Here is a 13,535-nt window from a genome sequence, read left to right on the forward strand (position 1 = left end):
AGAAGTTGCAATATGAGCCAGCCTTACCAGCCGCATCTCACTAAAACATTAGCGGCTGGCGTTCTCTTCGGCCACCTGACGAAGCGCATCGACAAGCACGTCAGCTGGCTGGGCACCAGGAATCAGGTAACGTCCATCCAGAATGAATCCCGGCACGGCGCTTACACCCGCTTCTATGAAATGCTGCTCTGCCGCGCGTACTTCGTCTGCGTACTGATCAGACCGGGCGATGGCCTCGGCAACATCACCATCAAGCCCAACCTCAATGGCCTTCTCCCGCAAAACCTCTGGGTCTGAAGGGTTTTTCGCCTCACCGAAGTAGGCATCGAAAAGTGCCAATTGCAGGGGTGTCTCTAGGTTCTGCGTTGCAGCCCACGCAAGCACGCGGTGGGCAGCGAAAGTGTTGTTCGCCCGACGCTCCTGGGCACCACGAAAATTTAATCCAAGCTCTTCGGCCACCGCCATAATCTCGCGCTGGGACTGCGCCATGCTGGCAGCATCCTTACCGTACTTGCGGCACAAGTGCTCCAGGATCGGCTCGCCCTCAGGCGGCATGTCAGGGTTGAGTTCAAAGGGCTGCCAGAAGAGCTCGACGTCGATCTCGCCATCAAGGGTTTCTAACGCTTGTTCCAAGCGCCGATAGCCGATCGCGCACCATGGGCAGGCTACATCGGACACTAGGTCAATTCTCAACTTCTGCATGATGGATCTCCTCGTTGGGTTCTGTCATCAGCGCACAAACTGCGCTAAGCCTTGGCTTTTATCAAGCAACACCTAAACGCAACCAACCCAGTAGGTGTGCACTTTTTCCAACCCATTGACGGCGTTGGTAAGCAAAAGCCTCTCACTCACGGCTTAGCATCTTACTGGCTCCGACGCTGGGGGTTGAACTGGTAACGAGGACTAAAGTGCGCCAGCACCAGGTGGGCAGCTCTGTTGATTCGGCAAACGCGGCGATCACGACTTTCCCTGGTTTGTGTTTGAAGATTAAGGAGTCATGGCTTTCAAGAATGTAGCTTGCACCTTATCAAGAGAAAGGCAACCACACCCGATGCAGTCTGTCATCATATCTCTCAGTTCAATTAACTGCGTTATCTTCCTGTTTAGCTCGCCTCGCCACCTAGAGCCCAATTTGTCCCAATCAACAAGAGTGACACGGGTATGATTCGGAAGCTCTTCAAGCTCAAATAAAATGCCTATAAGTTTATTTTTCGCGCCCCTCTTGACCTCAACCTTAGTTGAGGTTTCAGAATAGCCCTACGTCAAAGCCAACTCAAGCTTATCGCTTCAGATAACATTTTTATTAAAAACGTGTAACTAAAACCAAACCAACACCCTTGAAAAAATAAACTCAGAGGATTTTAAAATGAAAGTACTTTCCTTCGGCGCTAGCAACAGCAAAAGCTCCATTAACAAAAAGCTGGCTTTTTATGCAGCACAACAAATCAGCGATGCAGATATTTCGTTAATCGATCTTAACGACTTTGAAATGCCAATATTTAGCGAAGAGAGAGAAAAGGAGTCTGGCATCCCAGAATTGGCGCATGCTTTTTACAACGCTATCGGTGAAGCAGATGTCATTGTAATGTCATTCGCGGAACCCAATGGGACTTATACGTCAGCCTATAAAAATCTATTTGACTGGACATCACGAATAGATATGAAAGTATTTCAAAATAAACCCGTTCTTATGCTATCTACCTCGCCTGGTCAAGGTGGAGCGCAAAGTGTCTTAGCTTCCGCACAAGCGTCAGCTCCTTATTTTTCAGCAACCGTTATAGGCGCGCTTTCCTTACCCAGCTTTTTCGAAAATTTTGACTTAGAGCAGGGCATCGTCACTAACCAGCAGTTTAACCGAGACTTACTTGGAACATTAAGTAAGATTTAATTTTTTTCTATTTTTAGGAAATCATCTGCAGTCTGTCATTACAGGCGCTATAGAAACTGATAGCGCCTGCCATCACCAGTGGCAAAACCGCTGCGACTCGAAGGAAATGTCACTTGGAGAACGATCTGGCTATGTGCTATTCCAGACCATAACAAGCTTCTTCACGTTGAGCTCTTCACGATATGGGTCAGCACCACAACCAAGCTCAAGGACTGGCCCGCAGTCAGCTCGATCAGTGATAAGAGGTAACCAACGTTGAAGCCAGGGGTCTGAAGACATGGGAAATCCTGAAGATATCTAGTTAACAGTGATTTCATAAATTAATTTAACTCTATCCCATTGATTCCCTCACGAGCAAAAATAAATTCAGCAGTGTTTGAAACAACCACCGGGCGTACCCCTGTTCATAACCAGCAAACCGGTGTGTACCTTTTTAAAATACCTCAGCAGTACATAGCCCATCGACATATACCAAAATACGTTCAAACTGATGAAAGTACATTTCGTCCTATACTGAGCAACACCCAGTAATGATAAGGAGCCAGCTATGAAAAAAGCATTATTAGCGCTAATCACTACGATGCTGATAAGTGGGTGTAGCAACAGCAACACCACCGCATCAAACGCGCCCGTTTCAGATACTGCAACCGAGCAAAACCAACCCCACCATCAGGTTACCGATCAATGGGTCGGCCGATGGATTGGCGTTGAAGGGTTATTCCTGGAAATCAGCAAGGACAAGCCTGCAGGCCCGGGACATTATCTCCTTCACATGCGCTACGGCCTGGATGACGACCAAATCGGCACCTTCGAAGGGCAGGCCACCACCGAAGGCATTAGCTTCAACCGCGGAGACGGCCCGCAGTTGCTTCGCTCGGGCGACGGCGAAGCCACCGGCATGAAGTGGCTATTGGAAAAGGAAGATTGCTTGGTAGTCGCAACAGGTGAAGGCTATTGCCGCGACTGACCTGAGCGGTGGTCACTCAAGGAGCGGCGGGATAAAAGCAGTTATTCAGCCGCTAGTTCAGCAAAGTGGCCCGCTTAATCCAGGGTGTACTTAAACCACCGCTGCTTTAAGCGGCAACCAGCCTCTTTACTTTAAGCTCTTTGCGATGCTGTTCGGCATGCCAAAGCTCGTATTGGGACTGCTGGTTCAACCAGCTTTCCGCAGAGGTATCAAACGCGATAGAAAGCCGCACCGCCATTTCAGGGCTAATACCGGCCTTGCCGTTCAGCACAGCACTGAGCGTTTTGCGACTTACGCCGAGCGCTTCCGCAGCGGCTGTAACAGTAAGACCAAGGGGCTCCAAGCAAAGCTCGCGTAATACTTCACCAGGATGGGGAGGGTTGTGCATCAGCATTGGCGGTACCTCAGTGGTAATCTTCATAATTCACTATCTCGGCATCTCCGTCCTCGAACCGGAACGTCACGCGCCAGTTACCACTAACCGTGACTGACCAGATTCCAGAGCGCTTACCTGAGAGTTCGTGCAAGCGAAGACCTGGCAAGTCCATATCGTTGGCATCTGACGCTGCATTAAGTCGACCAAGAATAAGCCGAAGCCTCTTTGCATGCGCAGCCTGAATCCCTGCAGTGCTGCCGGATTTGAAGAATTTTGCCAAGCCTTTGTGTTTGAAGCTTCGGATCATCTATAAAATGTACCCTGCAACGTATCAGGTGTCAAAAACATGGTGCAAATCAAAAAGAGTCGATAAACGTGCTATGTCCCTACCGTTGATAACACAATTAGGTTAAAGACTACTCGCCCGCCACTTCAGTAAAGTGGCCCGCTTTATCCAGGGTGTATTCGCCAAAATCCCGCGCCAGGTAAAGCGAGCCCGAGTAGACGCGCAGGGCCTCTTGGCGGATCTCCTCAATGGAAGGCGAGGCAAGAGGGTGGGGCTGGTAACGGGGGCTAAAGTGCGTCAGCACCAGATTGGGAAGCTCTGCCGTTTCGGCAAACGCGGCGACCAGCTTGGCGTAGCTATGCCCGACATCACCAGCCTTCTGGGCCATCTCTTCGGTGTAGGTGGCTTCATGCACCAGCACCTGTGCCCCCGCGCACGCTTCATTCAACAAGTCAGGCTGGTCATTGTCCCCAGCTATCACCACTTTTCTCGGCTTGTGCTTGAAGATCAAGAACTCATGGCTTTTTAACCGCTCACCCTCAAACTCAACATCAAACCCTTGCTTCAACTGCCCCCACAACGGCCCTCTTGGAATCCCATTTTGCGCTAGTTTATCCACATCCAAGGCAGCGTCGACCCTTGTCTCCGTAAACCCATAAGCGTAGGACGGCGCCCGGTGTGAAAGCCTGAACGTGGTAACGGCAACGCTCTCAAACTCAACGCTGGGCAGCTCGTCCGAGTCGATAAACTCCAAAGCGAAGGGTAAACATAGCTGCGTGACCTCACAGGTGGCCTCCAACCATGCCTTGATGCCTGCGGGCGCCACAATGGTCAGTGGCGCTTTTCGGCCACCCATTCCCGCACTCGCCAGTATGCCAGGCAGCCCATAGCAGTGGTCGCCGTGCACGTGGGTAATCAAGATGGCTTTCAGCGAATGGAAAGACAGTTTCGTGTGCAAAACCTGATGCTGGGTGCCCTCACCACAATCGATCAGGTACCAGCCCTTCCCCTTGCTCTCTCGCAAAGCGACGCCGGAGACGTTTCTGGTTTTGGTGGGTACGCCGGCGGAGGTGCCGAGGAAGAGTAAATTCATATCTTGTTCTTGCGCTCGCTTATGCACTCGCTTTGAGGGTAAGGATGCAGATTTCAAATCTGCTAAATGAAAACAGTAGTGCTTATACAATGACTAGGCATACATTAATACAGTCAAGGCTTACCTACATCCGCCAAACTGAGCTGACGCCATGTGTGGCTAAAGCATTAGCGAACCTAACTCAGAGGGCACGCGCAATAGGCGCTAGCTTGCTAGCGTCCTAATTGGCAGGATTGTTAGCTCGCTACGGCTGTGTGTCATAGGTCAACACACCTTCTGGTATTTGGAACCAGTCTTGCTTTTCACTGACCCAAACGTGAATGGTGGGGTTGATATCGCTTGTATCTGAAAGCGTGGAAGGCTTCAACATTAGGTGATGAGGATTGCTTGGATTGTAATGGTAGATGTGGTTAGCGCACACGGGGCAGAACTTAGCTGAGCTTGTATTCCCACTCGCAGCAATCCTGCTCCACTCATTCATTTCTCCGCTTATATCAATGGCGTCTGAATCTATCATTGCAGTAATGCTAAAAGCACTCGTCGAAAGCTTTTGACATTGCTTGCAGTGACATGCGGCGACAGCAATCGGGGGTTTAGAAAGCTTGTAGGTGATATGTCCGCATAGACATGAGCCGGTAATTGGATACTTCACTTGTAATGAGCCTCTATCTTTTATACAGGTAATGGCCCAAGCAGGGGCATACTTGCATTGTCAGCGCAGCGAAGAAAAATATGTCCGCTACTTTGGATTGTCAGACGGTACTTTATGGCGAACGCTTAGAGAACCAAGCATGAACAAAACCTGCCTGGTAAAATTGAACTGGTGAGTCAAAACCGCCACGCCTGATGATGGCTTTAACATCGTCGGGAGGGAGTATTGCGACATCTTTCGCCCATGCTGAATGGGTCTTTTCTATAGCACCAGAAGAAACGTTTGCAGCGTGCAGCATGGCTACCCATGTCTGAAGCAATGCTCTGTATTCATATGAACCAACCTCTGACGAGAGGTCTGCGCTCACCAGAATTCCTCCAGGGTGCAGCCTAGCCGCGATAGCACGGAAAAAGTTCGAGCGTGCCTCAGTATCAATAATGAATTGCGAAACCATAAAACATGTAGCTGCGTCATGAAGCTCAACATCTGGCAAAGATTCCAGATAGCCCTCATGGAACATACAACGAGAACTAAACCCTTCTTTCTCAGCTCTTAGACGGCATTCATCGAGCATCGCACCAGAAGGCTCGACGGCGGTGAAGCTCCAGTTTGGGAATTTATTAGCTAAATAGGAAAGCTCTGCGCCCGTGCCTAAGCCGACGCAAAGTATACGGGCCTCGCGTGGCAAGTCCGACAATATCCATTCAAGCTGAAAATGAAGTCCTTCATGGACTGGCGCAAGCTTCTTTTGCCGCTGTTCATAGCCAGAAGCCTGTTGGTCAAAAATAGCCTTAAGTTCGTCTTGGTTCATGCAGATATCCGATTCTGTCTAATACTTCAAATAACCGGTGCAAATGTAGCGCAGCGAAATTTGCATCTGGACTTCCCCCAATAAAATGGACACGCCCCATCAGTTGATTCCTTCGAACTCTAGCGGAGTCCGGTAACCAAGGCCACTGTGCAGCCGTTGGGTATTATAAAAACCCTCAATATAGGCTTTTATATGTTTCCGTAATTGGCGCATCGTCACGAAGCTGGTGGCGTGCAGCAATTCTCCCTTGAGGGTCTTGAAGAACGATTCAACCTCGGCATTGTCGGTACACTGACCAGGTCGGTTCATGCTGTGTTTTACTTGGTACTGCTTCAGTGTCGACGCCGGTGCTATAAGTCCGTAAATCATCAAAATAGATTGTCCCCCCGACCCGCATGACCTTTCCTTGTTGGTGACCAAACCACAAGAGATCGCGCCATGCTAAGCCGAGAGGACTTTCTCATGATAAAGCAACTTCACCAGCGAGGCGCCCATCTCGTGGACATTGCGCACCAGATTGGCTGTTGTGAACGCACCGTGCGGCGCCATCTAGCCCGTGAGGAGGCGCCCACCGGGCGGCCGACCAAGCTGCGAGCAAGCAAGCTGGATCCCTTCAAACCCGTCATCGATCAGTTGCTGGCCGATAATGTCTGGAACGCCGAAGTGATCTTCCAACTGATCCGTGAACAGGGCTACACCGGTGGCAGCACCATGGTGCGACGCTATATCCAGCCCAAGCGGTCGTTGCGGCCCAGCAAGCAGACCGTCCGCTTCGAGACCCCGCCTGGTTTCCAGCTCCAACATGACTGGGGCGAGACCGAGACCGTTGTGGCTAGTCAGCGCTGCAAGGTCAATTTTGCGGTTAATACCTTGGGCTATTCGCGGCGGCTCCATGCCTGGGCGGCCCCTAGCCAAGATGCCGAGCATACCTACGAGGCGCTGGTACAGGCCTTCCGTTATTTTGGCGGCGTACCGCGCACCGTACTGGTCGATAATCAGAAGGCTGCTGTGCTCAAGCATGACCGGGACCACCGCGTGATCTTCAACGCTGGCTTCCTGCAACTGGCCAACCATTACAGCTTCGCGCCCAAGGCGTGCCGCCCGCAACGCCCGCGCACCAAGGGCAAGACCGAGCGCATGGTGGGCTACGTAAAGCAGCACTTCTTCCAGCGCTATCGGGCGTTCGAGAGCTACGCCCACTTGAACCAGCTGCTCCGCTGTGGCTGGAGCGCGTGGCCGATCAGCGGCCACTGCGGCAGTTCCGGCAAATCCCGCTGGAGCGCTTTATGGCTGAAGCGACGGCCCTTCAGGGGCTACCGGCCACCGACTTCGATACCCGCTACCATGACCTTCGCCAGGTCGGCTGGGACGGCTACATCGAAGTCCGTGGCAACCGCTACAGCGTGCCCGACGGCTATTGCGGCCAGGCGGTGGTGATCCGGCTCAGCCTGGACGATGAGCTAACGGTGTACACCGCCGCCGGTGACACCATCGCCTATCACCGCCTACAGGCCCCGCAAGCAGGTTGGCACACCGTGCCGGAACATCATGCTGCCCTGTGGCAGCAGACGCTCTCCGTGCAGCAGCGTGACCTGAGCGTCTACGAGGAGGTGCTGTGATGGCCCTGGAACAGCTACTTGATCGCCTGAAGATGGAGCACCTTCAGGCGTCGCTCGACAGCCTCTGTGAGCACGCCAGTAAGCAAGACCTGAACTACCGCGAGTTCTTGGAACAGGCCCTGTTGCAGGAATGGGGCGGGCGTCATCAGAAGGGCCTGGAGTCCCGTCTGAAGCAGGCCCGACTGCCGTGGATCAAGACCCTGGAGCAGTTCGACTTTAGCTTCCAGCCCAGCATCGACCACAAGATCGTGCGTGAGCTGGCTGGCCTGAGCTTTGTCGAGCGTAGTGAAAATGTCGTGCTGCTCGGGCCGCCTGGCGTCGGGAAGACGCACCTCGCCGTGGCGTTGGCGGTGAAGGCGGCAGAAGCTGGCCACCGGGTGTTGTTCATGACGTTAGACCGGCTGGTCAGCACGCTGATGCGTGCCCGACAGGAAAACCGCCTGGATCGACAGCTCCAGCAACTGACGTACCCGAAGGTGCTGGTACTGGACGAGATGGGCTACCTGCCGATGACACGCGAAGAAGCCAGTCTGTTCTTCCGCTTGATCAACCGGCGTTACGAGCGGGCCAGTACGATCCTAACCTCGAACAAATCGTTCATGGACTGGGGCGAGATCTTTGGCGACCAGGTCATTGCCACGGCTATCTTGGATCGGCTACTGCATCACTCGACCACCCTGAACATCAAAGGCGAGAGCTATCGACTGAAGGACAAACGACGTGCTGGCTTAGTGACGACACCGACGACGAAGGAGGACACCACCTCAAACGAACCTGACGCTGTTCCGATAAAAGAGCACTGATAAAAACGGGACAATCTAGAGTGATGAAATGCGGACATCCTTCATTGACGTTGACATCAGCAGCGCTTGTGTCTTATGAGCTCGGTATTCGATGCCGCGATCCGTATGGAACAACAGACCAGAATCCGGCTTACGGCTTGTGAAGGCCTCCCGCAACGTTGCTCTGGCAAAGTTTGCTCTCAGACTCGCCCCCAAGCGCCAACTGATAATGCGGCGAGAGTACAGGTCCAACACTACCGCCAGGAACACGTACTTCTTGCCAAGCTTGATATACGTGACGTCACTGCTCCACTGCTGGTTTTCCGCAGTCGGTCTCGCTGCCTCAAGTCGATAATTTGGCAGGGCTTTCAGATCATTCCTGAGCTTCCTCAATCGGCGGTACACACGAGCAGAGCGGGCCTTCATGCCCCACTCCCGCATAATTTTCGCGACCCGATTCTCTCCGACCACCAGGCCTTCTCGGCGCAGCGTCTGGTAAACGCGAGGACTACCATAACGGCCTTTACTGTTGTCGTAGATCTTCCTGATCTTCAACAACAAGTCTGCCTTGTCAGTGGCTCTCTTGCTGAGCTCCCGGTTGGCCCAGGCATAGTATCCAGATCGCGACACCTTCAGATGTCTGCACAGCGCTTTTACACTGTAGTCTCGTCGGTGTTTCCAGATGAACCGGAACGCTTCCGTCGTTCCTCGGCCTGAAAACGTTGAAACTTTTTTAGAATGTCGTTTTCCTCCTGAAGCTCCGATATCCGGCGTTTCAGGCGGGCAACCTCATCCTGTTCCTGGATCTTCTTCTTGGCGTCTGCTGGCGCTTTCTTTACCCGTTTCATGGCGAACTTTCCCTCTCGGTATTCCTTACGCCAGCGTGACAGCATGAAAGGGTGAATATCCAGCGCTTCGGCGACGCTTTTCACACTCCGGTGGGCCTGGTGACTCCACTCCACCGCTTTGACCTTGAACTCAGTGCTGTACTGCTGAGTTTTCTTCCCCGTGATCATCTCCGGCATCGTATTTCTCCTCCTGAGGAGTTATCGATGCGTGTCCACTGAACTGGGGGAAGTCCAATCCGAGTTAATTTTTCTTGTTAGGTTTTGCCATAAAAATTGCGACTCGTTCCAACCCAGCGTCGCGATGGACTTCACCTTTGTGAAATTCTTCGCTCTCAATGGTGGCCAGAAGGTTACGGCGCTGAGGATAGCGTACAAATATGAAATGGTCCCAGTAATTAACTAGCATACACTCCTTGTCACTGCTGAATAACCCAAGGGGCTTTCCACCATAAACTGGATATGCGCCCCTTCGCAGCAATTCAAATCCCGCAATTTTGGAGTAGCGGTCATAGGCCTGTTTGCCGCTAATACCTTTAGTGACCTCGTAAGAATTATTATATTCGGCTTTCGGTTTATATTTATTCAAATTGTAAACAAAAAGAGGCTCGTCAAGATTTTGGGCTCTTGCTACTTTCATTTGATTCTCATCGGGCCAGACTGCGTCATTCTCAGCTTTCCATGTAGCTGTAGGGATTCCTTTGTCGGTGACACCTTTGAACAACCTAACAGCACTAGAGACAACCTTAACCATAGAAAAAAGCACTGATGGTTCTGGTTTGATTGCAAGGACGGTATGCTCAGCGCAAACCTGATCTAGAGCTTCATCGAAGGTCGAAAGAAACTTGAAAGCCGCTTGGGTGGATGGAAACTCATCGATGATAATTTCATCTATCCACATCCCTTCTCGTGCAACAGGGTCAGCCTTAACTCGAAACAGCCTTTTGCTGTTGAAGCTATTTTCACTCTCTTTCAAAAACTTACTATAGCCATTTAGATCTTTAACTGTCAGGTGGAAAACAAAAGCTACTTTTCTTATACCAGCCTCTTCTAAGGATTTACTGAATGACTCTTTATCAATTGAGAAGGGCATATTCATTTCGATTCCATACTCAAGCCTAGCAGTAATTATACGGAAGGCCCCATGACCTCAATAAACGTCTCGGCGCAGTCACTGAGGTTATGTAACCACCTCATTTGACTCTATCTCATTGATCCCCCTGAGAGCAAAGCAAACTTTGGCGGCATACCCAAAATTCGCGTGCCTGCCCTAACAACACTCATCTCATGGCAATGAGCATTTAGACGATGGCATATTACGGAACAGGCCTTGTTATCACAGTGAAAGAGTCGCTTCGATTTTATGGGTAAGCGTAACCAAGCTGAGCAAGGTTAAAGCTAACTGAGAGGCCGCTGTTGGTGTTCGAAATGTTTGGCGATCGCGAAGCTGATAAGCAATATTAGTGGCACGAAGCATTCATTAAGGCTTGTAGCGTGTCAACGTAATACCGCAAGCGATGAGGCCTGAAGAAACAAACCGCCATACGCCGAAGCCTTCTTTCAGAATGATGGTAGAAATCAGTGCGGCGAACAATACGCTGGTTTCTCGTAAAGCCGAGACCATGCCAAGAGGGGCGTAGGCCATGGCCCAGATAACGATCCAATACGCACCGACCTGCATTCCACCGCCTACAACCGCGGGTGCCAAATTGCTGGATATAACTCTTTTTATCTCCTTGGCTTTCCATATCAGGGCAATAGCAAACGTCAGCAAGCCGTTACCGAGGGTCAATAAAACCGCAAAGCCGAGCACTGAGCCAGCTTGTCGTGCACCTAGGCCGCCCACCAGAGTATAGGAAGCAATAAAAGCACCTGTGCCGAGTGCAAGGAGAATAGCACGGGGATTTTTGGTAATACCGGTGCTGGTATCAAAGGCTAACGACATCACGCCCACCCCAAGAAACAGCACGCCGAGCAACGGGAGAAACCCCAACATCTCGCCAGCGAATGCGGCTGCGCCAAGGGTAACAAGTAATGGCGCCGATCCACGCGCTATGGGATAGACCTGGCCGAAATCGCCATAGTGGTAAGCCATGGGCAGGCAAAAGTGATATGCGGTATGAATCAAGATGGCCAAGCCAAGCAGCGGCCAACTGGCAGGATCGGGGAGCGCCACGAAAGGCAAGGCGAGTGCAGAAACGAGACTGCCCAACAGGGTGATCACCGCCAGGACGGCGATCCTATCACCACTTACTTTAACGATCGCGTTCCAGCTGGCGTTAAAGATGGCAGCGAGCAGTACAACCATTGTTATTTCTAGGCTCATGTCATCGTATCCTTGAGCGGCAGGATGCTACGTTAAGAAAAACTAGTTTTCCCAGCATAGTCCAAATTCCTATACACGCATGTGGCCACACTCGCCAGTATGCCCGGCAGCCCATAGCAGTGGTCGCCGTGCACGTGGGTAATTAAGATGGCTTTCAGCGAATGGAACGACAGTTTCGTGTGCAAAACCTGATGCTGGGTGCCCTCACCACAATCGATCAGGTACCAGCCCTTCCCCTTGCTCTCGCGCAACGCGACCCCGGCGACGTTTCTTTGCTTGGTGGGGACACCGGCGGAGGTGCCTAGGAAGAGTAAATTCATAGTTTGCTCGTGATCTCTCTTGCAACCTCATTGGCCGTTGCACTCATGAACAACAAGTCATCTGTGGATTCTGACGTGATGACGGAGAAGCCAAGACTTGAATATAAAGAACGAGCAGCATGGTTATCTCGATAGACGCGCAGCGTCACCGTCGACGCGCCTGTTGTTTCTCTGGACTTTGCTATCAGCTTTTCGCAAAGCAATCGGCCTGCGCCATTCCCTCTCGCCTCAGGCGAAATAATAATCCTGCCGATATGCACAGCGCCCTGCTTTCCAGGCCAGAACTGCCCAAAACCAATGCAGTGGTTATCGATATCGGCTAAACAATAGCTTGAGCAACCTTCTACGGCGAGTACCTCAGGCAAATTGGCTGCTGCAAAGGGAAACGGCACGGATGGCCCCGCCCAGCGAGAACAGGCTTTACCATCAGTGATCCAAGACGCGATGGTGTCGTAATCGGTTTGTTCTGGTGCTCGTAGAGTTGTTTTCATATGGTTAACGCCATTCAGCACGCGCGGCTTTGTAATGGAGGAGAAGCCGCAACGTAAACGCCATCGCCGTGCTTGGCCTTGTTAGCTAAAGACGGCATGCCACTATACCCAGACATCATTTTCTGCCTGGAGCTCTCCGCCAGAGTCTCCGGTATTCACCACTCCTCGGGGCTCAATTAGAAGAACATGACACTCACTTTCAGCGAAGGGTCTATGTTCCCCCCCCCCTTTGGGCACTACATATATTTCGCCCTCGGATAGATGAGCAGTGCCGCCTCGGAGTTCGATGCCCATTGCACCTTTGACAACCAGAAAAACCTCGTCCGTATCTTTATGGTCATGCCACACAAAATCGCCCTGAAACTTTGCCAGTTTGAGCTGATAATCGTTCATTTCAGCGACCACACGTGGCGACCAGTACTCAGAAAACTTTCTGAATTTTTCGGCTAAATTAACTACGTTTGACTGCATTGGTATGCCCCCTGTTGTCTCGCTAACATTGCGCTCAGTCGCGGCGGGCCGCATTACGAACCGCCGTCGGCTGGAGCGCATGGTTAGAAGGCGGCTCGCCAAACCATTGGTGAAAAGCGTGCGGCAAGCGCTCTTCCGTTATCCCTCGCGCCAAGAATATCTCAAACACGAAGCGTCTAATGATTTCAGGGTACTCTACCGCTTGCTCGAGCGAGAGCGCTTGGAAGGCAGACATATCAGCCATGCCATGGACGTACAAAGGGCCAGGCAATTCAATTGATTCATGCGAGGAAACGAAATGCATGAGTGCATTCCTGTGATTCTTGAGATCCAGGAATCGCTTCACGTTCGCGGTTGACTCATCCAATCGAACTCCCAGCACATTTTCAGGCCATTTCTTGATCTTCGCATCCAATGAACGACGTCTCTCGATATCCTTCAACACCCGATCTCTGTGAGTCCGAAACCCGTCCTCTTCGACAACCACGCGGAAGAACGCATTGATGAACGTCTCCACCACCGACACCGCAAGGAAAAGTGCAAGTGCGAGCTCCTGCTTCTGCACCCGATCAGGCTCGTCCGTAGGCACTCGTCTTATCTGTCGCTGT

General features: G+C 51.7%; 17 protein-coding genes and 2 pseudogenes. 4 read left to right on the plus strand and 15 right to left on the minus strand.

Features of this window, described 5'->3' with window-relative positions; translation table 11 throughout:
- Positions 1 to 48 precede the first annotated feature (48 nt).
- Positions 49 to 702: a DsbA family oxidoreductase gene (locus AC4EYZ_RS08075; protein WP_474191327.1), complete on the minus strand. Its 654-nt coding sequence runs from the start codon at positions 700 to 702 to the stop codon at positions 49 to 51.
- 664 nt (positions 703 to 1,366) lie between these two features.
- Here AC4EYZ_RS08075 and AC4EYZ_RS08080 point away from each other — a divergent pair.
- Complete coding sequence (locus tag AC4EYZ_RS08080; RefSeq protein WP_474191328.1) at positions 1,367 to 1,888, plus strand: NADPH-dependent FMN reductase; 522 nt, start codon at positions 1,367 to 1,369, stop codon at positions 1,886 to 1,888.
- 547 nt (positions 1,889 to 2,435) lie between these two features.
- Positions 2,436 to 2,855, plus strand: coding sequence for a putative periplasmic lipoprotein (locus AC4EYZ_RS08085; protein WP_490204215.1), 420 nt, complete (start codon positions 2,436 to 2,438; stop codon positions 2,853 to 2,855).
- A gap of 106 nt (positions 2,856 to 2,961) precedes the next feature.
- On the opposite strand, the gene AC4EYZ_RS08090 is transcribed toward AC4EYZ_RS08085, so the two are convergent.
- The 6 genes and pseudogenes from AC4EYZ_RS08090 to AC4EYZ_RS08115 form a co-directional block, all read right to left on the minus strand.
- A complete protein-coding gene (locus AC4EYZ_RS08090) occupies positions 2,962 to 3,249 on the minus strand; it encodes a HigA family addiction module antitoxin (protein WP_022520034.1) in 288 nt (95 codons plus the stop codon).
- A 10-nt stretch (positions 3,250 to 3,259) separates the two neighbouring features.
- Complete coding sequence (locus tag AC4EYZ_RS08095; protein ID WP_138800920.1) at positions 3,260 to 3,538, minus strand: type II toxin-antitoxin system RelE/ParE family toxin; 279 nt, start codon at positions 3,536 to 3,538, stop codon at positions 3,260 to 3,262.
- 109 nt (positions 3,539 to 3,647) lie between these two features.
- The gene (locus AC4EYZ_RS08100) at positions 3,648 to 4,610 is read right to left on the minus strand and encodes a ribonuclease Z (protein ID WP_474191329.1); all 963 of its coding nucleotides are present in this window, start codon (positions 4,608 to 4,610) and stop codon (positions 3,648 to 3,650) included.
- Between the two features lie 244 nt (positions 4,611 to 4,854).
- Positions 4,855 to 5,262 (minus strand): GFA family protein, encoded by a 408-nt coding sequence (locus AC4EYZ_RS08105; protein ID WP_474191330.1) that lies wholly within the window; start codon positions 5,260 to 5,262, stop codon positions 4,855 to 4,857.
- Between the two features lie 112 nt (positions 5,263 to 5,374).
- Positions 5,375 to 6,073 carry a class I SAM-dependent methyltransferase gene (locus AC4EYZ_RS08110; RefSeq protein ID WP_474191331.1) on the minus strand — a complete coding sequence of 233 codons (699 nt, stop codon included), beginning with the start codon at positions 6,071 to 6,073 and terminating at the stop codon, positions 5,375 to 5,377.
- Between the two features lie 99 nt (positions 6,074 to 6,172).
- Positions 6,173 to 6,385: pseudogene (locus AC4EYZ_RS08115) on the minus strand (integrase core domain-containing protein); the annotation flags it as partial.
- Positions 6,386 to 6,511: 126 nt separating this feature from the next.
- On the opposite strand from AC4EYZ_RS08115, the pseudogene istA reads away from it, so the two are divergent.
- Together istA and istB are read left to right on the plus strand one after the other, a co-directional pair.
- Positions 6,512 to 7,692: pseudogene (gene istA / locus AC4EYZ_RS08120) on the plus strand (IS21 family transposase).
- Entirely contained in the window at positions 7,689 to 8,495 is an 807-nt protein-coding gene (istB, locus tag AC4EYZ_RS08125; RefSeq protein ID WP_474191332.1) for an IS21-like element helper ATPase IstB, read from the plus strand. Before istA ends, istB begins: the two are co-directional and overlap by 4 nt.
- A 15-nt stretch (positions 8,496 to 8,510) precedes the next feature.
- Here istB and AC4EYZ_RS08130 read toward each other — a convergent pair whose 3' ends face one another.
- The 8 genes from AC4EYZ_RS08130 to AC4EYZ_RS08165 form a co-directional block, all read right to left on the minus strand.
- Positions 8,511 to 9,239 (minus strand): IS3 family transposase, encoded by a 729-nt coding sequence (locus AC4EYZ_RS08130; protein ID WP_474191342.1) that lies wholly within the window; start codon positions 9,237 to 9,239, stop codon positions 8,511 to 8,513.
- Positions 9,128 to 9,499 (minus strand): transposase, encoded by a 372-nt coding sequence (locus tag AC4EYZ_RS08135; protein ID WP_027957506.1) that lies wholly within the window; start codon positions 9,497 to 9,499, stop codon positions 9,128 to 9,130. Before AC4EYZ_RS08135 ends, AC4EYZ_RS08130 begins: the two co-directional genes overlap by 112 nt.
- Positions 9,500 to 9,563: 64 nt before the next feature.
- Positions 9,564 to 10,418, minus strand: coding sequence for a Dimeric alpha-beta barrel (locus AC4EYZ_RS08140; RefSeq protein WP_474191333.1), 855 nt, complete (start codon positions 10,416 to 10,418; stop codon positions 9,564 to 9,566).
- 381 nt (positions 10,419 to 10,799) lie between these two features.
- A complete protein-coding gene (locus tag AC4EYZ_RS08145; RefSeq protein WP_474191334.1) occupies positions 10,800 to 11,645 on the minus strand; it encodes an EamA family transporter in 846 nt (281 codons plus the stop codon).
- A gap of 32 nt (positions 11,646 to 11,677) precedes the next feature.
- On the minus strand, positions 11,678 to 11,965 hold the full coding sequence (locus AC4EYZ_RS08150) for an MBL fold metallo-hydrolase (RefSeq protein ID WP_490204216.1): 288 nt from the start codon (positions 11,963 to 11,965) through the stop codon (positions 11,678 to 11,680).
- Positions 11,962 to 12,456, minus strand: a complete 495-nt coding sequence (locus tag AC4EYZ_RS08155) for a GNAT family N-acetyltransferase (RefSeq protein WP_474191335.1) — start codon at positions 12,454 to 12,456, stop codon at positions 11,962 to 11,964. Before AC4EYZ_RS08155 ends, AC4EYZ_RS08150 begins: the two co-directional genes overlap by 4 nt.
- A 102-nt stretch (positions 12,457 to 12,558) precedes the next feature.
- The gene (locus tag AC4EYZ_RS08160) at positions 12,559 to 12,927 is read right to left on the minus strand and encodes a cupin domain-containing protein (RefSeq protein ID WP_474191336.1); all 369 of its coding nucleotides are present in this window, start codon (positions 12,925 to 12,927) and stop codon (positions 12,559 to 12,561) included.
- Between the two features lie 34 nt (positions 12,928 to 12,961).
- Positions 12,962 to 13,492, minus strand: a complete 531-nt coding sequence (locus AC4EYZ_RS08165) for a hypothetical protein (RefSeq protein WP_474191337.1) — start codon at positions 13,490 to 13,492, stop codon at positions 12,962 to 12,964.
- Positions 13,493 to 13,535 lie beyond the last annotated feature (43 nt).

The organism is Vreelandella sp. 162(4c) (assembly GCF_058152265.1).

Excerpts from the sequence above, each read along its gene's own strand:
- AC4EYZ_RS08145 (WP_474191334.1), bottom strand. The coding sequence starts at position 11,645 with ATGAGCCTAGAAATAACAATGGTTGTACTGCTCGCTGCCATCTTTAAC.
- AC4EYZ_RS08160 (WP_474191336.1), bottom strand. The coding sequence starts at position 12,927 with ATGCAGTCAAACGTAGTTAATTTAGCCGAAAAATTCAGAAAGTTTTCT.
- AC4EYZ_RS08080 (WP_474191328.1), top strand. The coding sequence starts at position 1,367 with ATGAAAGTACTTTCCTTCGGCGCTAGCAACAGCAAAAGCTCCATTAAC.
- AC4EYZ_RS08075 (WP_474191327.1), bottom strand. The coding sequence starts at position 702 with ATGCAGAAGTTGAGAATTGACCTAGTGTCCGATGTAGCCTGCCCATGG.
- AC4EYZ_RS08085 (WP_490204215.1), top strand. The coding sequence starts at position 2,436 with ATGAAAAAAGCATTATTAGCGCTAATCACTACGATGCTGATAAGTGGG.
- AC4EYZ_RS08155 (WP_474191335.1), bottom strand. The coding sequence starts at position 12,456 with ATGAAAACAACTCTACGAGCACCAGAACAAACCGATTACGACACCATC.
- AC4EYZ_RS08110 (WP_474191331.1), bottom strand. The coding sequence starts at position 6,073 with ATGAACCAAGACGAACTTAAGGCTATTTTTGACCAACAGGCTTCTGGC.
- AC4EYZ_RS08150 (WP_490204216.1), bottom strand. The coding sequence starts at position 11,965 with ATGAATTTACTCTTCCTAGGCACCTCCGCCGGTGTCCCCACCAAGCAA.
- AC4EYZ_RS08135 (WP_027957506.1), bottom strand. The coding sequence starts at position 9,499 with ATGCCGGAGATGATCACGGGGAAGAAAACTCAGCAGTACAGCACTGAG.
- AC4EYZ_RS08140 (WP_474191333.1), bottom strand. The coding sequence starts at position 10,418 with ATGAATATGCCCTTCTCAATTGATAAAGAGTCATTCAGTAAATCCTTA.
- AC4EYZ_RS08100 (WP_474191329.1), bottom strand. The coding sequence starts at position 4,610 with ATGAATTTACTCTTCCTCGGCACCTCCGCCGGCGTACCCACCAAAACC.
- AC4EYZ_RS08090 (WP_022520034.1), bottom strand. The coding sequence starts at position 3,249 with ATGCTGATGCACAACCCTCCCCATCCTGGTGAAGTATTACGCGAGCTT.
- AC4EYZ_RS08095 (WP_138800920.1), bottom strand. The coding sequence starts at position 3,538 with ATGATCCGAAGCTTCAAACACAAAGGCTTGGCAAAATTCTTCAAATCC.